The organism is Methanosaeta sp. UBA458 (genome assembly GCF_002496085.1).
GTDB classification, from domain to species: domain Archaea; phylum Halobacteriota; class Methanosarcinia; order Methanotrichales; family Methanotrichaceae; genus Methanothrix; species Methanothrix soehngenii.
Genome location: NZ_DAIK01000039.1, coordinates 6,508 through 27,425, shown reverse-complemented (window position 1 = coordinate 27,425; position 20,918 = coordinate 6,508). Strand labels below are relative to the sequence as shown.

19 protein-coding genes are annotated in these 20,918 nt (G+C 53.0%); 11 read left to right on the top strand and 8 right to left on the bottom strand.

All coding sequences use genetic code 11. From position 1 onward, the window contains the following. Positions 1–38: 38 nt before the first annotated feature. Positions 39–254: a ribbon-helix-helix protein, CopG family gene (locus tag BP822_RS02360; RefSeq protein ID WP_157863808.1), complete on the bottom strand. Its 216-nt coding sequence runs from the start codon at positions 252–254 to the stop codon at positions 39–41. Between the two features lie 142 nt (positions 255–396). Between BP822_RS02360 and acs the strand changes: the two genes are divergently transcribed. After that, complete coding sequence (gene acs / locus BP822_RS02355) at positions 397–2,382, top strand: acetate--CoA ligase (RefSeq protein WP_013720262.1); 1,986 nt, start codon at positions 397–399, stop codon at positions 2,380–2,382. Between the two features lie 83 nt (positions 2,383–2,465). On the opposite strand, the gene gvpD is transcribed toward acs, so the two are convergent. After that, on the bottom strand, positions 2,466–3,836 hold the full coding sequence (gvpD, locus tag BP822_RS02350) for a gas vesicle protein GvpD P-loop domain-containing protein (RefSeq protein ID WP_013720263.1): 1,371 nt from the start codon (positions 3,834–3,836) through the stop codon (positions 2,466–2,468). A 15-nt stretch (positions 3,837–3,851) separates the two neighbouring features. Further along, the gene (locus tag BP822_RS02345) at positions 3,852–4,226 is read right to left on the bottom strand and encodes a FaeA/PapI family transcriptional regulator (RefSeq protein WP_013720264.1); all 375 of its coding nucleotides are present in this window, start codon (positions 4,224–4,226) and stop codon (positions 3,852–3,854) included. A gap of 208 nt (positions 4,227–4,434) precedes the next feature. Here BP822_RS02345 and BP822_RS02340 point away from each other — a divergent pair, with 208 nt between their 5' ends. Genes BP822_RS02340 through BP822_RS02325 form a run of 4 tightly spaced genes read left to right on the top strand, consistent with a single transcriptional unit; the run spans position 4,435 to position 7,620 of the window. Next, entirely contained in the window at positions 4,435–5,055 is a 621-nt protein-coding gene (locus BP822_RS02340) for a tetrahydromethanopterin S-methyltransferase subunit A (RefSeq protein WP_013720265.1), read from the top strand. Positions 5,056–5,059: 4 nt separating this feature from the next. Further along, complete coding sequence (mtrH, locus tag BP822_RS02335) at positions 5,060–5,983, top strand: tetrahydromethanopterin S-methyltransferase subunit H (RefSeq protein ID WP_013720266.1); 924 nt, start codon at positions 5,060–5,062, stop codon at positions 5,981–5,983. A gap of 54 nt (positions 5,984–6,037) precedes the next feature. Next, entirely contained in the window at positions 6,038–7,222 is a 1,185-nt protein-coding gene (locus BP822_RS02330) for an aconitase X (protein ID WP_013720267.1), read from the top strand. Then, positions 7,219–7,620 (top strand): DUF126 domain-containing protein, encoded by a 402-nt coding sequence (locus BP822_RS02325; RefSeq protein ID WP_013720268.1) that lies wholly within the window; start codon positions 7,219–7,221, stop codon positions 7,618–7,620. Before BP822_RS02330 ends, BP822_RS02325 begins: the two co-directional genes overlap by 4 nt. Positions 7,621–7,828: 208 nt before the next feature. Here BP822_RS02325 and glgP read toward each other — a convergent pair whose 3' ends face one another. The 3 genes from glgP to BP822_RS12920 all read right to left on the bottom strand — a co-directional run bounded on the left by glgP (position 7,829) and on the right by BP822_RS12920 (position 10,793). After that, positions 7,829–10,036 (bottom strand): alpha-glucan family phosphorylase, encoded by a 2,208-nt coding sequence (gene glgP / locus BP822_RS02320; protein ID WP_013720269.1) that lies wholly within the window; start codon positions 10,034–10,036, stop codon positions 7,829–7,831. A 107-nt stretch (positions 10,037–10,143) separates the two neighbouring features. Then, on the bottom strand, positions 10,144–10,563 hold the full coding sequence (locus BP822_RS02315; RefSeq protein ID WP_157863809.1) for a hypothetical protein: 420 nt from the start codon (positions 10,561–10,563) through the stop codon (positions 10,144–10,146). Positions 10,564–10,598: 35 nt separating this feature from the next. Then, positions 10,599–10,793 carry a DUF2116 family Zn-ribbon domain-containing protein gene (locus BP822_RS12920; protein ID WP_048132445.1) on the bottom strand — a complete coding sequence of 65 codons (195 nt, stop codon included), beginning with the start codon at positions 10,791–10,793 and terminating at the stop codon, positions 10,599–10,601. Between the two features lie 491 nt (positions 10,794–11,284). Between BP822_RS12920 and BP822_RS02310 the strand changes: the two genes are divergently transcribed. After that, complete coding sequence (locus tag BP822_RS02310) at positions 11,285–13,270, top strand: NosD domain-containing protein (protein WP_083804730.1); 1,986 nt, start codon at positions 11,285–11,287, stop codon at positions 13,268–13,270. Positions 13,271–13,359: 89 nt separating this feature from the next. After that, on the top strand, positions 13,360–13,533 hold the full coding sequence (locus BP822_RS02305) for a preprotein translocase subunit Sec61beta (RefSeq protein WP_048133298.1): 174 nt from the start codon (positions 13,360–13,362) through the stop codon (positions 13,531–13,533). A 101-nt stretch (positions 13,534–13,634) separates the two neighbouring features. Here BP822_RS02305 and mfnA read toward each other — a convergent pair whose 3' ends face one another. Together mfnA and ppsA are read right to left on the bottom strand one after the other, a co-directional pair. Beyond that, positions 13,635–14,771, bottom strand: a complete 1,137-nt coding sequence (gene mfnA / locus BP822_RS02300) for a tyrosine decarboxylase MfnA (protein WP_048133301.1) — start codon at positions 14,769–14,771, stop codon at positions 13,635–13,637. Between the two features lie 62 nt (positions 14,772–14,833). After that, positions 14,834–17,116 (bottom strand): phosphoenolpyruvate synthase, encoded by a 2,283-nt coding sequence (gene ppsA, locus BP822_RS02295; RefSeq protein ID WP_286877634.1) that lies wholly within the window; start codon positions 17,114–17,116, stop codon positions 14,834–14,836. A gap of 127 nt (positions 17,117–17,243) precedes the next feature. Between ppsA and BP822_RS02290 the strand changes: the two genes are divergently transcribed. The 4 genes from BP822_RS02290 to BP822_RS02275 form a co-directional block, all read left to right on the top strand. After that, on the top strand, positions 17,244–18,398 hold the full coding sequence (locus tag BP822_RS02290) for a molybdopterin molybdotransferase MoeA (protein WP_013720276.1): 1,155 nt from the start codon (positions 17,244–17,246) through the stop codon (positions 18,396–18,398). Positions 18,399–18,617: 219 nt separating this feature from the next. Then, positions 18,618–18,905, top strand: coding sequence for a hypothetical protein (locus BP822_RS02285; RefSeq protein WP_273278489.1), 288 nt, complete (start codon positions 18,618–18,620; stop codon positions 18,903–18,905). 131 nt (positions 18,906–19,036) lie between these two features. Beyond that, a complete protein-coding gene (locus BP822_RS02280; protein WP_286877633.1) occupies positions 19,037–19,669 on the top strand; it encodes an ArsR family transcriptional regulator in 633 nt (210 codons plus the stop codon). A gap of 107 nt (positions 19,670–19,776) precedes the next feature. Then, positions 19,777–20,918, top strand: a 1,142-nt coding sequence (locus BP822_RS02275; protein WP_394339422.1) for an AAA family ATPase, incomplete at its 3' end; no start/stop codon positions are given.

Below are 20,918 nucleotides of genomic sequence, written 5' to 3'. Positions count from 1 at the left end.
AGCGGGGTGCGCTGTTTGACTTTTGCATCTCTTATTCTTCATGGTTCCTCAGTTTTCTCCGTTGCGTGAAATCTCTTTTCATGTGCTGCAATGGCATCCATTACAAGATCTCTGTATGCGGAAGTGGGAGGTTTTTTCAGGCCGATTATTAGGAGATCCCTGACGACGTCGCTCTTGCTGCGGCCAGAGGCCAATATGCGCTTCTCGATAGCCTCTAGAACATCATCTTCCACTAGTACAGATAATTGTTTCACAAGATGATATTAACATAATATTTGATTGATAAAGTTTTCGTGATGTCGCAGAAACGGCTGCAGATATGTTTCTTTTCGGATGATGGTTTGAAATAAGAGATGGAGCGAAATCCTAATATACCATAATAAGGTATGTTATAATATGAAATCGGATACGGCAAAAACGGCTGTTCTCCAGGAAGAGACAAGGATTTTCAATACTCCGCAATGGATTATTGAGCACTCGAATTCGTATCAGTGGATGAAGAATAAGGGCTTCAAGACTGAGAATGAAATGCGCAAGTGGTGCTCGGACAATTACATAGAATTCTGGGATGAGATGGCCAGGACCTTCGTCGATTGGTTCAAGCCCTACACCCAGATTCTCGACGATTCCGAAAAGCCCCATTACAAGTGGTTTACTGGCGGCAAGGTCAATGTGGCCTACAATGCAGTTGACAGGCATGCCCACTCCGAGAAACGCAACAAAGTAGCTTACTACTTCGTCGGCGAGCCCGTGGGCGATGCAAAAGCTATCACCTACTATCAGCTCTATAGAGAAGTCAACAGGCTGGCCAACGCCCTCAAGAGCGTGGGAGTAGAGAAGGGAGACCGAGTTGTTACGTACCTTCCTATGATTCCAGAGCAGCCCATCACCATGCTGGCATGCGCCAAGATCGGAGCTATTCATACACTGGTGTTCTCTGGATTCTCCTCAGGCGGCTTGGCCAGCAGGGTCAACGATGCCGAGGCCAAGGTCGTCGTCACTGCCGACGGCTTCTACAGGCGCGGAAAACCCCTGCCCCTCAAGCCTAATGTCGATGAGGCCTTGAAGAACTCACCCTCCGTTAAGAAGGTGATAGTAGTCAAGAGGACAGGAGTCTCTGTGCCCATGACTGAGGGCCGAGATGTCTATTATGACGATTTCGTAGCTGGCCAGTCCACCAAGTGTGAAACCGTCCCGCTTGATCCGGAGGATAGGCTGTTCATTCTGTACACCTCCGGCACAACCGGCAAGCCCAAAGGTATTGAGCACGCTCACGGCGGATATGCTGTTGGTGCAGCCCAGACAACCTCATGGGTGCTGGATGTCCACGATGATGACGTCTACTGGTGCACGGCTGATGCAGGCTGGATCACCGGACACTCCTACGTGATCTACGGTCCGCTGATCCTGGGTGCCTCCAGCATCCTGTACGAAGGCTCTCCCGACTTCCCGGATCTGGGCCGCTGGTGGTCCATCATTGAGGAGTATGGCGTCTCTGTATTCTACAGCGCACCCACCGCTGTAAGGATGTTTATGAAATCCGGTGAGGAATTCGTCAAGAAGTACGACCTGTCCAGCATCAGAATTCTGGCATCGGTAGGCGAGCCGCTTAATCCAGAGGCCTACATGTGGTTCAGAAAGAACATAGGCTCCGACCAGGCACCTATCATGGATACCTGGTGGCAGACCGAGACAGGATGCCATGTCGTTGCACCGCTGGCCATGACACCTGAGAAGCCGGGTTCTGTCTGCTTTCCGCTGCCCGGCATGAACACCGATATCTACGACGAGGATGCCAACTCGGTCCCACTGGGCTACGGGGGCAATATCGTCCAAACGGCCCCCTGGCCGTCCATGCTCCGCGCCTTCTTCAGAGATGAGATCAGGTACAAGAAGGAGTACTGGGATATGTACTGGCAGGTCAAGCCCGGCACATACCTGGCAGGAGACAAGGCCACCCGTGACAAAGACGGATACTGGTGGATCCAGGGCAGAATAGATGATGTGCTTAAGGTAGCAGGACATAGAATATCCAACGCTGAGGTTGAGTCCGCTGCAGTATCTCATCCCAAGGTCGCAGAGGCCGCTGTTATCGGTGAGCCCGATGAGGTCAAGGGCGAGAAGATCGTTGCATTCATTATTCTCAAGGAAGGAGTGGTTGAGGAGGAGTCGCTCAAGAAGGATATCTCCACTCACGTAAGGAAGGTCCTGGGCCCGGTTGCTTATCCAGACAAGGTCTATTTCGTCAAGGATGTGCCCAAGACCAGGTCCGGCAAGATCATGCGCCGCGTCATCAAGGCCAAGGCGCTGGGCAAGGATACCGGTGATGTATCAGCACTATCCAATCCGGAGGCGGTAAGCAGCATACCACAGATAAATTAGCCAGAAACCATACCTCCTTTTTTTCGCCGCTGAAACGAGCCTTTTCCATGAAATCCTGCAATAACTGGACTTGCTCCGCCCACCTATACAATGGGCGTCAGGCTGATCCTATTCCTGTCCTCCAAAATCATATTGTAGGGCTCAGTCCTGGGTATGACCCCATAGAGGCAGAGCCCTCCGTTCAGCTCATTTACCAGGAAATAGGTGTCTGCGGTGTGAATGGCCATGTTCATGCTCTCCTGGCCGCTCTTTACCACCAGCACATTGATGTCGTTGGTCTCCTTCCAGTTTCTGATCATCAGGTTGGTCAGATTCAGCGATTCCTTGTAGCCGAAGGAGAACTCAATGGAGTCCAGGCCGATTATGTTCAGAATGGGACGGCCAGTCCTTTCTCGCAATGCATCCCACTTCTCCAGCAGATCCTTTCCCCAGGCCCTGGCGTCATCCCCCTCCGGCTGGGAGACGATAACATTGGTGGGCACAAAGATGTCCCTTGAACTGAGCTGATAGCCGATGCTGGGGAGGATGAACACTCCCCGGCCGTTCTTGATGGCATTTGAGGCCAAGGCGGTCAGCATCTGATAATACCTTTTGCCCACTCCATGATTAATCTCCAAGACGTTGCACGAGCCGTACTTCAGACCGCCGGTGACGATATCCAGGTCGGGGATGCCGGTAGATATTCGGTCTTCAGAAGGATCGGGAACCCTCACCCCATCGCTGACGATTCGCGCATCATTATGTTCCCGATAGGGCTCAAAAAACCTGAACCGGCCATTGTGCAATGTGACAGTGTAGGTCTTCTGATTGATCTTGACCCCGCGCAGCTTTTCTAATTTGATCTGCCGGACGTAGCGGTTCCTCATGTTCCCTCCGGCGTGGCCGGGCAGATTGAACTGCTCCATGGTCACCACCCCATCGACGATGTAATCCAGGGGCATAACATCAGCGAACTCGGAGACGAAAACGAGGTGAGTGTCCAGATCACGGGCAAACTCACAGATGTTCTGCTCGAAGCTGTGCTGAGAGGTGCCTATCAAGTGGGAGGTGTAGTTGAGGACTGCATCCCAGCTGTCGATGATGATCATGGGATTGTCCATCTCCTCCGTCTCCTCGAAGAAGAGCCGAAAGAAGTCCATGACCGCATAATAGTTGGATAGATCCTTGCTCGTCTTATTCAGGCTACCCAAGAGCTTGGTTTGAGTGGCATTGACCACGTTCCTGGGCATGAGGACCTTCTCGATCCAGGGATTTGTGGCATAGAGCCGCGCTGGATCCACTCGAGTGGATATGTATATTCCGTTTCTCTCTTCGCATAGGCTGCTCATGATCTCCAGGGCGAGGGTGGTCTTGCCCGTCCCCGGCATGCCCTTGATGAGAAGCGTCTGGCCTTTATCGACATGAAAGAATTCTTTGACCTCCTTAGGTATGGAGGGCTGCTCATTGCTTTGCATATAATTCATCCTCCATCAACTCTCTGTGGTATCACATTCGCATCTCTTGGCGCGCTTCAACAGTTTGCATATCTGTTCCGTTTTGACCCGAAATGAGAAATAGATAGTCTCGTCCTCGCCGTTATGAAAATCTATGTCCATCATGGGAAATGCCTCCGCATTCATCGCCCCTTCCTTCCTTTCCCCATGCCTCGCGCTCGTGTTTCTCGTCCTCCAGAGCTTTGAAGGTCCCACCTCCACGAACTCGACCTCCCCCTCAGAGCTGAGCATAGAGAGATACTTAATCACTGTAGTCTTGCTGACCCTTGCCTTTTTGGCCACATCAACCGTGGTCAGGCCCACCTCAGACTCCCCTATGACTTCCAGGATTCTCTCCTTGTATGAGGCCATTTAGTGCCACCATCTCTTTGTATGACCAAATTCCTGCGAAGTAGTTACCATTTCAGATCACGCATGTTTATCCTGTATCATGATATTTCAATTTTTCATAGCCATTTAAGTGAGAGACATTCTTGTGGAAATCAGAAACAATTATATGCCGATCTGTCAACCCAGAAAGATATGCGGATCAATCCATCATCAGATCTGCAGGAGCCATATGGCTGAGGAATGCAAAAAAATCGAATGTGACTATGCGAATCAGGGGTATCTGGATCCCTGGCCGCCGGTTCGAGGCGAATATCGGTTAGGCGACCCCAGAGCAGGAGTGGCGGTGGTCACTTTAGCCAGCGTCTTCAACCCCAGGGGTACAGCCATATCCGGACCCTGCAAGACTGAGAACCTGGGATTGGAGAAGATAGTGGCCAATGTGATCAGCAACAGCAACATAAGGTTTCTCATCGTCTGCGGAGTGGAGTCGAAGGGCCATCTGCCAGGAAATACTCTGCTCGCTCTCCATAAAAATGGAATCGATGAGAAAGGGAGGATAATCGGATCGAAGGGAGCGATACCCTTCATTCAGAACCTCTCCGTTCAGGCCGTCGAGCGTTTTCAGCGGCAGGTGGAGCTTATAGACAGGATTGGCCTGGAGGACATGAAAGAGATTGAAAAGCTAGTCTCCCAATACAATCACCTCGCAATGCCTTTTCCAGAGGAGCCCTACCAGGTGATCAAGAGAAAGGCGGCCCGTCAGGAGATGTTATCAGGCGATAGCGATCTAACATTTGGAGCGGGAGTCAGCATGGACACGGCCATATGGCTGGTTGCTTCCGAGGGATGAGATCATGTTCCGGTTTAAGAATGAGCAGACCATAGTGAATGTGGCCGGGGTAAGGTTCGGAGGCCAGCCCGGAGAGCTGCCAACCGTCCTTTGCGGCACCATCTTCTATCAGGGGCACAGGATTGTGGAGGATGATGAGCGAGGAATATTCGATCGGGCCGCAGCGGAGAGGCTAGTTCTGCGCCAATCTGAGCTTTCCAGTGAGACCGGTTGCCCTTTTGTCCTACATATCTATGCCCGGACCGTTTCCGCCCTGCAGAAGTATCTGGATTTTGCGGAAGAGGTCTGGTCGGGGCCGTTTATCGTCGACTCGGCAGAGAGGAGCACTCGCTCTTTAGCCCTATCGCTGCTCTCGGAATTGGGGTATGCAGACAAAGCCATATATAACAGCATAAGCATTGCCACAGATGATGCCGAGGCCCGGGCCTTGCTGGAGAATGAGGTTGACAGCGCCATCATCCTCGCTTACAATCCCGGTGAGCCGGGAGTGGAAGGAGCCATGCGGATCTTGGAGAATGGTGGCCTGGTGAGAGACGAGGGGCTGATACCCCTGTCAAAGAGGCTTGGGATCAGCAACATTCTCATCGATCCAGGGGTGGTGCCGATGGGCAGCGGAGCGGGGTCCTCTCTGCGCTTCTCGGTGGTTGCCAAATCACGCCTCGGACTGCCTGTTGGCTCGGGAATTCATAATGCAGTCAGCTCCTGGCAGTGGCTCAAGGATAGGATGAAGAGCAACCGAAGCTGCTGCGATGCCGCAGCTGCCTGCATGCAGCTTGCCATGGGAGGCGACTTTCTCCTCTATGGACCCATTGAGAGCGGCGAGGTCATCTTTCCGGCAGCGGCCATGGCCGATATTCTGGTGGCAGAGGCGGTAAGGGATCTGGAGGTCTATCCCGAGGCCACCCATCCCATCTTCCGCCTGGTTTAGTTTCAGCTGGGATCTTCTGGAAAGGATTTATACCCAAAAGGAGAAGTCTTGGGCATGTATCTGTCTCGCGATGAAGAGGCCATATACCGGGGAGATCGGGGGGAGACCCTCCGGCGGATGATGGAGATCCTGGTCGCCCTGGGCGACATTTATGGGGCAGAGAGGCTCGTGCCTGTGAGATCGGTGCAGATCGCCGGGGTCTCCTACAAGAATATCGGGGACGCTGGCCTGGAATGGATATCCGATCTTGAGGGCCAGGTGGTCGTTCCCAGCATTCTCAATCCTGCCGGGATGGACCTTTTTCGCTACAAAGAGATGGGAATCAGCGAGGAATTTGCCTCTAAGCAGCGGGAGACGATAGAGGCTTACCGCCGGCTGGGTGTGATCATCGACTGCACCTGCACTCCATATCAGATCTATGATAGTCTGGCCGAACGGGGAGACCACCTGGCCTGGAGCGAGTCCTCAGCGGTCTGTTATGCCAACTCGGTTATTGGCGCCCGGACCAATCGGGAGGGAGGACCATCTGCCTTGGCTGCTGCCTTGATCGGCAAGACCGCTTTATATGGCTACCATCTGGATCACAACCGGCAGCCCAGCCATGTCATCGAGGCGAAAGCGGAACTTGAGGGCTCTGACTATGGTGCTCTTGGATTTCTGGTTGGCAAAGAGGTCGGGGATGGAGTTCCCCTCTTCCGTCTTCGCTCTTCTCCCACTAAAGACGAGCTAAAGGCCCTGGGGGCAGCGATGGCTGCCAGCGGCTCAGTGGCCCTTTATTATGTGGATGGCGTCACGCCCAAGCCGCCCGAGCCTACCGCAAATTATGATGGATGCGAGAGGATCAGCATCGAGTGGGAAGAGATCGAGGCGGTCTATGATGAGCACGGGGGAGACGATGCCGATATAGTGGCCCTGGGTTGCCCTCACTGCTCTGGAGAAGAGCTGGAGAGGATAGCCGATCTCCTGGCCGGGCAGAAGGTGAAAAAAGAGATGTGGGTCTGCACCGCCCGGAAGATCAAGGATGCCTGCCCCGATCTGGTTGCCAGGATCGAATCATCCGGAGCCAGGGTTTTTTGCGATACCTGTATGGTGGTTTCGCCCGCAACAGAAGGATTTGAAAAGATGATGGTCAACTCCGGCAAGGCCCTGGTATACCTGCCCGGGCTGGGGGGGGTGGATGCTACCTTCGGCAGCCTGGAGGAGTGCATCGATGTTGCTTTGGGGAGGAAGAGATCGTGAGGGAGATTTCCTGCCATAAGGTGGCCTCAGGCTTTGCCAGCGGCCCGTCACTGGCAACGAAAATGGCCATCTCATTTCTGGGGAATATCGACCCCAGGACGGGAATGGTGGTCGATCCCGGCCATGAGCTATATGGCGAGAGCATCAGCGGCAAGGTGCTCATATTCCCCGGAGGAAAGGGATCTACGGTAGGCTCTTATGTCATCTATCAGCTAAAGAAAAGAGATCTGGCCCCCGCGGCCATGATCAACCTTCGCTCTGAGCCAATCGTGGCCGTAGGCGCCATCATCAGCGGCATCCCTCTGGTGGACAGGGTACCGTCCGACATCCTTCAGCTGAAGAACGGAACCTGTATCGAGGTTGATTCCGATCGAGAGCTGATCAGGATCCTGCCTTAACCAAAAGATCGATAGCTGTATCTGGAGAGGGTTTCGCTGAATTATGGGGTGAGTTCAGGCAGAGGATATGGCCTCTGTTCCTCTGCATCTCCATGGTTGGGTCAGTGCGTAGCGGTTCACCACTGAGGCACAGAGACATAGAGTTTTTGCGATTCAAGTTCACCCATAGCAAATAGCGAGGAGCCTCAGGAGATCGGCATGAGTTCGATCAGAACCTTCCGAAGAGATCCTGCTTTACGAATCCTCGTTCTTTCTTTTGCCTTTCCATCATGGCGGCATCGATGGCCTGGCGATAGAACTTGTCAGTATACTCCTTGGCCATGCGGGTGGCAGAGAAGTTTGGACCGTTCATCCTGATGGCCTCCTTCATCACCGTCACCCAGCCATGAGGAATGCCATCCTCGCCCAGATTATAATACAGTGGCACTATATCCTTCTCCAGAAGAGTATAGATAGAGGCTGCGTCCTTGGCATCTCTCTGTAGCCCATCATCCGCACCAGAGAACGCCCAGCCGTTTTTGCCATTGTACCCTTCAATCCACCAGCCGTCCAGGACGGATAGCTGGGGAACGCCATTCACCGAAGCCTTCATTCCGCTGGTTCCGCTCGCCTCCATGGGAGGGATGGGGTTGTTCACCCAGACGTCGACGCCATGCACCAAATACTGGGCCAGCAGCTCATCATAGTCTTCGACAAATGCAATCCTGCCACCGGATACTCTATCCTTGGCGGCATTGAATACCTGCTGGAGGAGCATCTTGCTCTGCTGGTCGTCCCCATGCGCTTTTCCTGCAAAGATGATCTGAACCGGTCTCCAGGGATCATTGAGAATCCTTCTCAGCCGATCCATATCCTGCAGGAGAAGGGTAGGTCGCTTATAAGAGGCGAAGCGCCTGGCAAACCCCAGGGTGAGGGCGGCGGGATCGAGCAACACTCCAGAGGCCATGATCTGGCCTGGTTCGGCACCACCTTCCAGCCATTTGTTCCGCGCTCGCTCCTTTATCTTGGTGATCAGCATGTTTTTCATGGCATTATGGTGGTTCCAGATGATCTCATCCGGAATCTCGCAGACCAGCTCCCAGATGCGGCTCTCATCATGCTCCTCCAGCCAGGTCCTGCCCATATAGCGGCTGAAGATGTCATAACCCAGCCGGCGATCGATCCAGGTAGGGACATGAATCCCATTGGTGACATAATCGATGGGAACCTCATCCACAGGAAGATGAGGCCACAGGGGCTGCCACATGCTCCTGCTCACCTCTCCATGCTTCTTGCTCACAGCATTACGGTAGGCTGAGTTGCGAAGAGCGAAGGCGGTCATATTGAACTCACCAGGCCGGTCGGGATTGAGACCCTGTCTCAAGAACTCCTCCATAGAAAGATCCAGGGTTGGAAGATAGGATGAGAGATACTTTTCCAGAAGCGGATAGGCAAAAGCATCGTGCCCTGCAGGAACCGGGGTGTGGGTGGTGAACACTGTGGTATTTCTGACCAGCTCAGAGGCTTCGCTGTAGTTCATCCCCTGTTCGACCTTTTCTCTGATCCTCTCCAGCACGGCGAACGCGGGATGGCCCTCGTTCAGATGAAGGACGGAATAATCCTCGCCCAGAGCCCGCAATACCCTTGCCCCGCCGATTCCCAGGACAATCTCCTGGCGCAGGCGCATCTCCCGGTCGCCGGTGTAGAGCCGGTCGGAGATGATCCGGTTCTGCGATTCGTTGGCCTCGCTGGAGGTATCTATCAGATAGAGCTTGGTCCTTCCCACCTGAACCATCCAGACCTCAAGTGTGAGGGGAGGGTCCATGACTGGAACCTTGACCGAGAGTGGGTTTCCATCCCCGTCCAGCACCTTGTGAATGGGCGCATTCTCTCTGTCCAACATCTCGCAAGCCCCAATCTGCCAGCCGTCTGCTGAGACCATCTGGCGGAGGTAGCCTTGGGGATACATGAATCCCAATCCTACCAGAGGGATGCCCAGGTCACTGCACTCTTTCAGGTAGTCCCCGGCCAGGAATCCCAGACCGCCGGCATAAAAGGGAAGGGCATGATGCAGGCCGTATTCTGCTGAGAAGTAGGCAATAGCACATCTCTCCGGCTCACGGCTGCCGGCACAAAACCAGCTAGTTTCAGGCTCCATATAGCCCTCGAACCTGGCCATAACAGAATCATAATGCCTCAGAAAATGAGTATCATTTGATGCAACTTTGAGCATATGCGCATCCATCTGGTTGAGCATCTTTACTGGATTGTGGCCGCTCAGATGCCAGCCCTGCCTGTGCAGGAGCTTAAATAGCTCTCTGCCCTCAGGGTGCCAGCTCCACCATAGGTTGTAGGTCAGCTTTCTTAATCCGGCGATCCTCTCCGGCAGATGGGGAAATTTGTCGTTGATGCCTTTCATGATCTGTTTCAGCTCCAAGCAGTTTCCATGCGTTTTTTCTCAATGATATAGCCTTCGATATCAGATGATATGGCCATCTGATGGTCATACAAGCCCGCAGAATGGTATTTGCATAGAATATCGTCTTACTCCCCACAAAAGACATTCTGCGTGGAGAAGACATTGTAAAATGTCTCAATCTTGCCCTCAGGATATACCACGGATAGCTTCTCTATCCCCTTTTTCAGCGGTTTATCCTTTGAGCCAAAAGGACAGGAGTAAAATAGGTAGAAGTCATCGATATTCTTTCCCGCCCCGTTGACCTGAAGAGCCGCACCATTCTCGTCTGCCTTTATGAGCTTCACATCTTTGTACCCACCCAGGAAAGAGATCAGGTCCGGCTCCAAATGCCGGCATCCCAAAGCGAGCACATAAAGGCGGGTGAATGTATCCAGAGTGTAATTCAGTTCAAAGGTGGCGCGATCTTTGTCCAGATGCATTGTGACATCCCTGATCTCAATGCACTCACCACTAACGCTGCCGCCGATTAATAGGACTATTGTCATTGATAATAATAAAGTTAAGGCAATATCTCGCATCTTTACCCATTTGTCCTTAGGATCGACGGCAGAATCAATATCAATCCCATTATTATTATAAATATTATGAACATTATCTGTTGCTTTCTCTGCGCTGACTTATATTTCGACTCGCAGAGCTCATCGCAGAAGTTCTCGTCTGCGCGCACTGAATTGCCGCAGACCAGACAGTGTTTGTGCGGCACAATATCTGTCATTTAATCATCGTCCATTGGTAACAAGGAGGGAGAGTAGATAAGGTTTTCCTCTTATCCATAAACCAATGAACTTGCTGCACTTGATGGGGCGAGCTGATTCAGCAAATGGACGAAAGTTGAGCATTGATTGACGAAATTTCAATTTATAGCCAGAGATCTCAGCATATTTTTTGGGCATGATCAACGACCGCCATTCAATCCCATAGCTCGATATTCAGTTCTGCGAATTACGAAAAAAGAAAATAAAGAATTGCATTGATACACCTTCAGGAACGAGACGATATCAAACGCAGATTCCTCATTATTTGTATAACTATCAAAAAAACATTATTGAATGGGCCGCACATTTTGGCACACTTTCTTAGATTTTTCATTCATCATGGAAAGAAATCCGAGACTATTTTTCCACGGGAAATAAAGGGGTTGGGAGAACTGTCTCTTCCTCTCCTCAATTGCATTAACTATAAAAGGTGCCTTGGCAAGTAGTAGTCATGCCAAGATTACCATTGATCATCTTCATGGCCTTGCTCATCTGGCTTTCTCCGGTTAGCGGCGCGAGAACTTATATCGTTGATGATGACGGTTTCTCTAATTACAAAACAATTCAAGATGCCGTCATCGCAGCCAGTGATGGCGATACGATATACGTCAAGCCAGGAAACTACAGTGAGGAGGTTATCCTGAACAAGAGCCTAAGCCTTATGCCTCTGATAGGAGAGATCGGCCCCATAATTCTCTCCGGCCAGGGCAAAGAGACAGGAATGACAGTATCTTCGGACGGCTGCAACCTGGAGGGGCTCACATTTCAAGGTTATTCTGGTGCGGCTGTTCATCTTCTCTCCCGAAAAAACCGCATTGAGAATAATGTCTTCGAGGATGCCAGCCCGGCAATTCTGGCAAGCGGCTCGGAGGGAAATTCGATAAATGGAAACCTCATAATGAATTGCCAGGGCGGGGTGGCACTGAGAGATGCATCGGAAAATAACAGCATAGACGGAAATGAGATCACCAGCTGCAATATCTCTATATTCTTGGGAGAGGCGGATGGAAACAGCATCATTGAGAACAATATATCAGATGCTTATTGGGGCATATGGCTTGATAACTCCAGCCAGGTCCAGATTGAGGGAAATGATATTCAGAGCAGAAGCCATGGCATCCTGCTGCTAAATGGCAGCGGCCTTTATGTCAGCGACAATCTGGTTATGATTGACGATGCAGGCAATTCCACCAGCAGGGCCTCACTTCTTGCCAATGTCAGCGATGTTGTCTTTCAGAGAAATAAGATCGATGGAGGTGAAATCGGTCTGGCCGCTCTTGATTGCCAAAATACTGAGCTGCTGTATAACAATATCACCCAAAGCAATAATGCCATCTACATACAGGATGCATACGGTCTAAATATCAATAACAACAGCCTCATTGAGGGGGATTACGGCATAAGAGTGGACAACTCCAGCCAAAATTCAATCATCGGAAACCTGGCAAGAGACTTTGTCATCGCCCTAGATATCGGCGCGGCTGAAGATAACCGGATCTTGAAAAACCAATTTGTGGGCATAACCGATGCTGCAATGCAAATCACATCGTCTGGCAACTGCAAGATCTTGGAAAACGAGTTTACCGATGGCTTCCGAGGGATCATGCTCATAGAATCTCCCGCTAACCTTCTCCAGGATAATCGCTTCCAGAATGTTACCTGGAGCCTTTATGTGGAGAGCCAGACAAAAGAGGGATTCAATAACAGTATAGATGAATCCAATGTGGTCGACTTCGTCCCTATAGCCTATCTCTTTGACCAGTCTGAGACGCAGATCAGGGATAGGCAACTGGCCCATCTAACCATGGCATACTGCAGGAATATGGCAGTAGATAATATCACAATAACCCGCGATGCCGTCTTCCTGTTCGATTCAATGAACAACAGCATCATCAACAGCAATATCTCAGAATGCTTTGGCATGCGGCTCATAAATTCATCCGGAAACGATATCCTGGGCAACCTCTTTAATGGCAATGGATACAGTGGCTTGTTCCTGTACTCATCGGATGGGAATCGGATTGAGAAGAACGTCGCATCGGAAAACGAACAGAACGGCTTATCGCTCCTTTCCTGCAATCAGAATATCATTCGCGATAATTCTGTCCAGAAAAATCTGGTCACAGGAATCTGGCTGAATCTCTCGAATGACAACCAGATCTATGAGAACAATATCACTGCCAATTCCCTTGGCTCTCAGCTATCATTCTCCACCGGGAATACAATCTATCACAACAACTTCATAGATAACATAGAGCATTCGATAGATACCGAAGGCGGCAACAGCTGGGATGCCGGCAACAACACGGGCGGAAACTACTGGAGCGATCATTCCGCCAGGGGCAACCCCAGCAGCGACTGGCCCAGATCGATCAAAGGAGGAATTGCAATAGATAACTATCCCTTCCAGGATGTTAATGGCTGGCTGGCAGCATAGATTGCTGCCCGAGGCCATTTCGGATTTGCATAATTGCTGCCGGTCGAAACCGCAATCTTCTTAAGATGATGATGGGATATGATTGGAGCATGGCAAGAAAAAAGAATGAAGGAAGCGGCCTCCAATCATCAGCCGGCCTGATGCGATACTTTGAGGCCGATGATGACTCGATCAAGTTCAGCCCCAAGATGGTGCTCGGCGTCTGCATTGGCGCGGGCGCAGTCGTTATGGGCCTGAATATCGCCTTTGGCCTCTGGCCTTAGTCCCGTCCTGGATGGCAGGGAATTATAATCTCTTTTTGGCAGTTTTATTTAAATAGCTGGGCTTTTGCACTCTGCGCTATATTGATTTGGTCTGGCCGATTCTAAACAAATTCAGACAGGACCTCTTTCAGGTCCTTCAAGAATAGGTCGACGTTTTCATGGCTCATATGCCCCATGAGGATAAGCCGCAATGCTCTGTTTGGTTCCCGGGTTATGGAGACGTGCCAGTCGCGATCCATAAGCCTCTCACGAACCTTAGAGGGCTCTGGGACCCTTAAAGCGACCACATTCATCACCGGTTCGATCAGTGGCTCAACGCCGATCTCCTTTGCCCCCCGGACCAGATGATCTGTTAGATCCATGCAATAGCCGACCATCTCCCTGAATCCCTCCCTGCCCAGGTGCATCATCACAGCATAGGTGGCAGCGGCTGCAGCACCGCTCCTGGTGCCGGTCAGGGAAGCCTGTCTGGCCTTGGTGAGATAGTGGGTCTCGGTCTCCAGGGCGTTCATGCACTCCTGGTTGCGAAAGAGCAGGCCGCCGGCGGGAATGGTGGCAAGCCCCATCTTATGTGGATCTATTGTGATTGATTTGACCCCTGGCAGGGAAAAATCCCAGGCAAAGGATCTATCCAGGAATGGGAGGACGAATCCGCCAAATGCCGCATCGACGTGCAAGTGAACACCCCATTCAAGGGCCAGATCGGATAGCTCTTCGATCGGATCCACCTGTCCGAACTCCGTAGTTCCCGCTATTCCAACCAGGGCTGCCGTATGCTCGTCGATCAGCGACTCCACTGAGGAGAGATCGACCCTGAGCTGGGAATCGAGTTCTGCTTTACGCACCTCCAAAGAGAGAAGATCTCCGATCTTGTCAAATGAAAAATGAGCCGATGCAGGAACGACGATATTTCCCCCACACTTGCCGGACTCGTTCTTGGCCGCCCGAATGGCCTGGATGTTCGACTCAGTGCCACCGGTGGAGATATAGCCCCGGGCCAGAGGGCAGCCCAGGAGCTCTCCCAGCATGCGAACTACCTCTTCTTCCAGCCCTGCTACGCCCGGAAACAGCCCCGGATCTCCCAGGTTGGTCTCCAGAAACATGTCATGAGCCTTTATCGCTATAGGATGGGGACGGGTGCACATGGTGGAGAGGAAGCGGTCATAGCTGTAGTCGCGCTCTCTCGTCCTCTCCAAAATGGCCATTACCTCATCTGCAGGAAGGGCCTTCTCTCTCATTTCGGATCTTTGACCTGACTTGTTGACCTTTTTGGCTATCTGCCTGATTTGGTCCCTGTGCTTCAATCTCTATTTCTCAGAGCATCCAGGATCAGGATCTTCTCGCTCCTGGCCACGGTATCCCTGACGGTGGCCACGGCATCGATGTTAGCGGATATGCTGGTGATGCCCATCTCGACCAATTTTTTGGCCATCTCCGGATAGGAGCCAGCCTGGCCACATATGGAGGTCTTGACTCCCGCTTCGCGGCACTGCTCCACCACATACTCGATCAGCTTCAGGACGGCGGGATGAAGCTCGGAGTACAGCCCGGCCACATTCTCATTGTTTCTATCTACTGCCAGGGTATACTGAGTGAGGTCGTTGGTGCCAAAGGAGATGAAGTCTATTCCATCCTCAATGAAGTCCTCAATGGTCAGAGCGGCGCCTGGTGTCTCGATCATGACTCCTACATCGATCTTATCCAGGTCCAGGCCCTCGTCCCTCATTATGGATTTGGCCTTCTGGAACTCGCTGACATGTTGGACCATGGGCAGCATGATGCCCACATTGGTCAGGCCCATCTCATGCAGCCTCTTGAAGGCTTTGACCTCCAGGCGGAAGTGATCGGTCTCGGTCATATCCCGCCGGATGCCCCTCCAACCCAGCATGGGGTTGTGCTCATGAGGCTCTCCTTCTCCGCCTTCCATGGCCCGGAACTCGTCCGTGGGGGCATCCAGAGTGCGCACCCAGACCGGCCGGGGATAGAAAGCATCGGCAACGACCTTGATGCCACTGATCAGCTCCGATATGTACTCCTCAGTCTTCCCGCTCCTGATATACCAGTTGGGTGTCTTGCCCATGCCTAAGATCATATGCTCGATTCTGAGCAGGCCCACCCCATCGGCCTGGGTAGCAGCTGCCGCCTCTGCCCTGTCCGGCTCGCTGACATTGACCTTGATCTCCGTGGCGGTCACTGGCTTGGAGTAGAAGACGCCTCCTGCAGTCGCTGGAAGGGCAGCCTTCGCTTGCGCAGCCTGAGCCACTATGCCCTCGTAGACGATCCCCTTGCCCCCATCCACGGTGATCTCCATGCCGTCCTTCAAAATGCTGGTGGCCTTCTTGGTTCCCACCACTGCAGGACAGCCCAGCTCTCGGCTGACGATGGCTGCATGGCAGGCCATTCCGCCCTCATCGGTGACGATGGCACCGGCCCGCTTCATCCCAGGAACCATATCCGGCATGGTCATCTTGGTGACCATGATGTCGCCCTGCTTGATCTTGTCCAGGTCTCTGCCGCTGGTGATAATCTTCACAATGCCACTGGCCACACCTGGTGCTGCACCAAGCCCGTTCAAAAGGATCTTGCCGCTGCCGGATGCTGCTGGGCCGGCTGCCTTCTTCTCGCTGCTTATGGTGGTGATGGGACGGGACTGGAGGATGTAGATCTTGTTCTTCTCCACACCCCACTCGATATCCTGAGGGAGGCCGTAATGCTCTTCCAGGATCTCGCCGTACCTGGCCAGCTCGATTATCTCCTTATCGGTGAGGACCACTGCCTCCTTCTTCTTGGCAGGGACCTTGGCAGTGGTGGTCTTATGGGTCTTGGCATCTCTGGTGATCATGATCTCTTTGGTGGCGATATACCTGTTCACTATCTTCTTGGTCTTCCGGTCCACCACATAGTTGTCCGGTGATACGCTGCCGCTGACTACTGACTCCCCCAAACCCCATGCTGCCTCAATGACCACCAGCGGCTCGCCAGTGCTTGGCTGGGAGCTGAACATCACTCCTGCCTTCTCTGAGTCCACCATCAACTGCACTATTGCGGATAGATTGACCTTATTGTGCTCGAAGCCCTGCTCAACCCGGTAGAAGATGGCCCTGGCCCCGTAAAGGGATGCCCAGCACTTGCGCACGGCATTGAATACGTCCTCTGCGCCGCGCATATTGAGGTAGGTCTCCTGCTGGCCGGCGAAGCTGGCGTCGGGCAGATCCTCGGCGGTGGCGCTTGACCTTACCGCCACAAAAACCTGCTTTCCTTCCCTTTTGCACAGCTCCTCGTAGCGGGTTTTTATGGCCTCTTCAATGTCCTTCGGCACCTTGGCATCCATGATGAGCTTTTTTGCCGTCTGCTCGGCTCGATGAAGCTCAGTCTCCTGGTTCACATCGACGTTAAGTGCCTCAAAGAGCTTATCCGCGATGCCCGCCCGGTTAATGAAATCCCTGAAGGCCTGAGCAGTGACCGCAAAACCACCAGGAACGGGAACGCCTATACCGATCATCTCGCCGAGGCTTGCGCCTTTGCCGCCGACAATGGACAGGTCTTCCTTGCCGACATCCTCCAACCATACAACAGCTTCCATTAAATCATCCGCCCAATATTACAGGTCAATATGCCCACCCCTCCATCATAACATTATATGAAGCTTTCACATGATATCTAGAATATATACAAAAGCATTTATCCAGGATCATTCAAGTCTATGCTGCATGTTCAAACGCTTTTCCGGGGCAATAGCGGCGAGAAGGATGCTCTTGGAGCGATGTCTTCCCCTCAAGGATATTGAGGAGCTGAATACCTCCTGTGCATTAGATCGAGTAGCATCGGAGGACATCCGCTCTTCTGCTGATCTTCCTGCCTTTGACCGGTCGGCCATGGACGGCTATGCCGTTCGATCTACTGATACCAAGGGCGCCAGGCCGTCCGGTCCCAGATTCATCCCGGACTTCATACCTCAGCGTACAGGGATGGTGGTTCCCGAAGGATATGATGCCATCGTGATGCTTGAGGACGCCAGGGTTCGCGGCGAGGTGCTGGAGGTGACTGCCGAGGCTCACGCCTACAAGAATGTGGCCAGAGCGGGCGAGGACGTGATGGAGGGGGATACGATCTTCACCGAGGGGCACAGGCTGAGACCTCCTGATCTCGCCCTGATCTCTGCTCTGGGAATTGATAGGGTCAGGGTTTATGCAAAGCCGGACGTGGTCATAATCCCCACTGGCGGCAAGCTGGTGGATATCGGCGCCCGCAGGCTTGAGCCTGGAGAGGCCTATGAGATCAATGGCCTCATGGCCCGACTCTATATAGAGAAATGGGGGGCAAATGTCCGTAAGACGAAGATAGTCCCGGACGATTCTGAGCGAATTCGCGAGGCCATCAGCTCAAACCTGGATGCCGACATGATCGTCATCATCGGCGGGACCAGCGTTGGGGAGAAGGACTATGCCCCCCGCATATTATCGGAGATGGGAGAGCTTTATGTGCATGGGGTCCGCCTCCAGCCGGGCAAGCCCACTGCCTTCGGGGACGTGGCCGGCAGGCCGGTGATCTGCCTGCCCGGCTATCCGGTGGCAGCGCTCTCCAATCTGTATCTTTTCATCCGTCCGGCCATAAAGAGGATGGCTCATCTGGATGATGAGCCGCAGCGTGTTCAAGCCAGAGTGGTCCGCAAGATGACCTCCAAGCCCGGCTATCTGAGCCTGGTCCGGGTGGCCTTCAGAGAGGATGGCCAGGTAGAGCCGATCATGGTCTCCGGGGCGGGGATACTGAGCTCCGTGGCCCGGGCGGACGGTTTTGTGGTTGTGCCCGAAGAGCTGGAGGGATTCGAGGAGGGGGATATGGTGGAGGTTGTGCTCTACGAATGAGTGGAAGGAGAGGAAGAAGGATCCGCAAGTCTCTGCAGCGAGCAGCAATAATCCGATTGCCGCCTGCCAAAAATGAGCATCCAACAATGTTTTCCTGCTTTGATATCAGGATAGCTCGAATATTGGCTTTATATGGCCGCCATCAATCCAAATGAAACCATCATTTTTTATCCCTGCACCTCGATCCCAATGCGGTGACTTTCCCTGAACGCCGGCCGGATGCTCGTCAAGATAAACAGGCTATCTGCCTGGATACTTCTCATATTCATGATCATCTTCTTGATATCGGGATACGCCTGGAACAATGGAATCCTTCTTCCTCTACGTCAGGCCAAACATATGCACACAGAGCTGGACCTGTACCTGGTCTTCTTCTTCCTGGTGCATGTACTGATCAGCACCAAATTCACCCTGGCCCGCTGGAGGGTGGGGCACGAAAAGCTGGTGAATCTGCTCCTCATCGCCATCGGAGTTCTATCCTTCTGGTCTATCCTTGGCATCGATTAGAGGATATGAGATTCTCCTCCAATTTTTTCTGCAACTGCTGCCGCAATCGATGCTTCTGGAGTTCGATCAAGACCACAAGATTTATAACCTAACGTTACTAACCATAAGTTCAATGAATTATTATGAGCAACATGTTGGATCCTATTGAGCTTCTTGACATTCTGGGGAATGAAAATAGAAGACGTATCCTCCAGCTCCTCTCTTTCCGCCCCTTTTACTTCAATGAGATGGCCAAACGGCTGGATGTAGGGCCGAAAGCGGTGATCGACCACCTGGAGATGCTGGAGAGAGCGGGGCTGGTGGAGTGCTATCAAGAAGAGGGACGGAGAAAATACTTCCGCATTGCCAGGAGAACCGTTCTGGAGGTAGCAGTCTCTCCTCATTCATATGGGGTCCGGGCATATCTTTCAGAAGATGCTCCAAAGGACGACTCGGGCTTTGAGGAGGCTGAGGCCTCTTTGGATCTGAAGATGCTCAAAGATGAGCTCTTGGGCCTGGAGAAAAAAAGGTATGAGCTGCGCGAACTATTGGCCCAGATCGAATCGCGAGAGATGGAGATCAAGCAGAGAGCATCCAGCGTTGCCGGATTTCGGGCAGAGAACCAGCTGGAGTCGGAGATCATGACTGCATTGCTCTGCGGCGGCGCAAATTCATCCGAGCTCGCGACCAGGCTGGAGGTTCCAGAAGCGGTGGTTTTAGATAGCTTGAATAAGCTCAAAGAGCGCAGTGCAGTGCACTTAAGAGGTCAGCAATGGAGCATATGAGAAGATCCTCAAGCAACCCGTCATCATCAACGTCCTCGCCATCTGCAGACAATCCCTCTCCGGGAGATGAACCCGGCCCCAGCATCGAGGAGATCGTCCAGGGAGGCATGAAGCCCGCAGAGGATGCATCAGTTTTGCTTCGAGTGGCTGAAGCATATCATAAGGATGCGGGGAAGGGAGTGGCCAGGATCAATCCCATCATTCTCGCCCAATTGGGAGTGGAGAACGGCGGGGTAGTGGAGATCAATGCCCGGGATAAGGTCTATGCCATCGCATGGCCTGGAACTCCTGAGGACCCCCAGGATATAATCAGGATCGACGGAAACACCCGGTCCAACCTGGGGACGGGAATAGACAACCGGGTGAATGTCAGCCGGGCCACGGCCAGGCCCGCCAGAAAGATCGTGGTCGCCCCCACCCGCCAGATCCGCCTCATGGGAGGACAGCAGTATCTCTTGCGCATGCTCCAGGGGAGGGCAGTGGTTAAGGGTGAGATGCTGCGGGTGGAGATGATAAACAGCAGCCTCAACCTGGCAGTGGTGAGCACCATGCCAAACGGGCCGGTTCTGGTAACTCAGGAGACGATCATCAGCATCACCAGAGAGACCCTGGATGAGCTGGCCCTGCATGTGCGGGACATATCCTATGAGGACATCGGCGGCCTGTCCCGGGAGATCAGGGAGATCAGAGAGATGATCGAGGTTCCGCTGCGCCATCCAGAGCTCTTCAGCCGGCTGGGAATCAATCCTCCCCGGGGGGTGCTCCTGCATGGTCCTCCGGGAACGGGAAAGACGCTCATCGCCAGAGCGGTGGCAGGCGAGACCGACGCCAACTTCATCTCCATCTCCGGGCCGGAGATCGTATCCAAGTTCTATGGCGAGAGCGAGCAGCGGCTGCGCCAGATATTCGATGAAGCGTCGAAGGCGGCTCCTTCCATCATATTCATCGATGAGATCGATTCCATCGCTCCCAAGAGGGAGGAGGTCTCGGGCGACCTGGAGAGGCGGGTGGTGGCCCAGATCCTCTCCCTGATGGACGGCCTCTCCTCCAGGGGAGAGGTGATAGTGATAGCGGCCACCAACCGGCCCAATGCCCTCGATCCTGCCATTCGCAGGGGGGGCCGATTCGACCGGGAGATTGAGATAGGCATACCAAACAGAAACGGCAGGCTGGAGGTGCTCTATGTCCACACCAGGGGCATGCCCTTGGATGAATCGCTGGACTTGATGGAGATCGCAGACTCGACTCA

Coding starts and splice junctions, on each gene's coding strand:
- mfnA (WP_048133301.1), bottom strand. CDS start 14,771: ATGAGAGAGAAGGCCCTTCCTGCAGATGAGGTAATGGCCATTTTGGAG.
- BP822_RS02305 (WP_048133298.1), top strand. CDS start 13,360: ATGGCAAGAAAAAAGAATGAAGGAAGCGGCCTCCAATCATCAGCCGGC.
- BP822_RS02330 (WP_013720267.1), top strand. CDS start 6,038: ATGTATCTGTCTCGCGATGAAGAGGCCATATACCGGGGAGATCGGGGG.
- BP822_RS02345 (WP_013720264.1), bottom strand. CDS start 4,226: ATGGCCTCATACAAGGAGAGAATCCTGGAAGTCATAGGGGAGTCTGAG.
- BP822_RS02280 (WP_286877633.1), top strand. CDS start 19,037: ATGTTGGATCCTATTGAGCTTCTTGACATTCTGGGGAATGAAAATAGA.
- BP822_RS02340 (WP_013720265.1), top strand. CDS start 4,435: ATGGCTGAGGAATGCAAAAAAATCGAATGTGACTATGCGAATCAGGGG.
- BP822_RS02310 (WP_083804730.1), top strand. CDS start 11,285: ATGCCAAGATTACCATTGATCATCTTCATGGCCTTGCTCATCTGGCTT.
- gvpD (WP_013720263.1), bottom strand. CDS start 3,836: ATGCAAAGCAATGAGCAGCCCTCCATACCTAAGGAGGTCAAAGAATTC.
- BP822_RS02315 (WP_157863809.1), bottom strand. CDS start 10,563: ATGACAATAGTCCTATTAATCGGCGGCAGCGTTAGTGGTGAGTGCATT.
- mtrH (WP_013720266.1), top strand. CDS start 5,060: ATGTTCCGGTTTAAGAATGAGCAGACCATAGTGAATGTGGCCGGGGTA.
- BP822_RS12920 (WP_048132445.1), bottom strand. CDS start 10,793: ATGACAGATATTGTGCCGCACAAACACTGTCTGGTCTGCGGCAATTCA.
- BP822_RS02285 (WP_273278489.1), top strand. CDS start 18,618: ATGCTCGTCAAGATAAACAGGCTATCTGCCTGGATACTTCTCATATTC.
- ppsA (WP_286877634.1), bottom strand. CDS start 17,116: ATGGAAGCTGTTGTATGGTTGGAGGATGTCGGCAAGGAAGACCTGTCC.
- acs (WP_013720262.1), top strand. CDS start 397: ATGAAATCGGATACGGCAAAAACGGCTGTTCTCCAGGAAGAGACAAGG.
- BP822_RS02290 (WP_013720276.1), top strand. CDS start 17,244: ATGTTCAAACGCTTTTCCGGGGCAATAGCGGCGAGAAGGATGCTCTTG.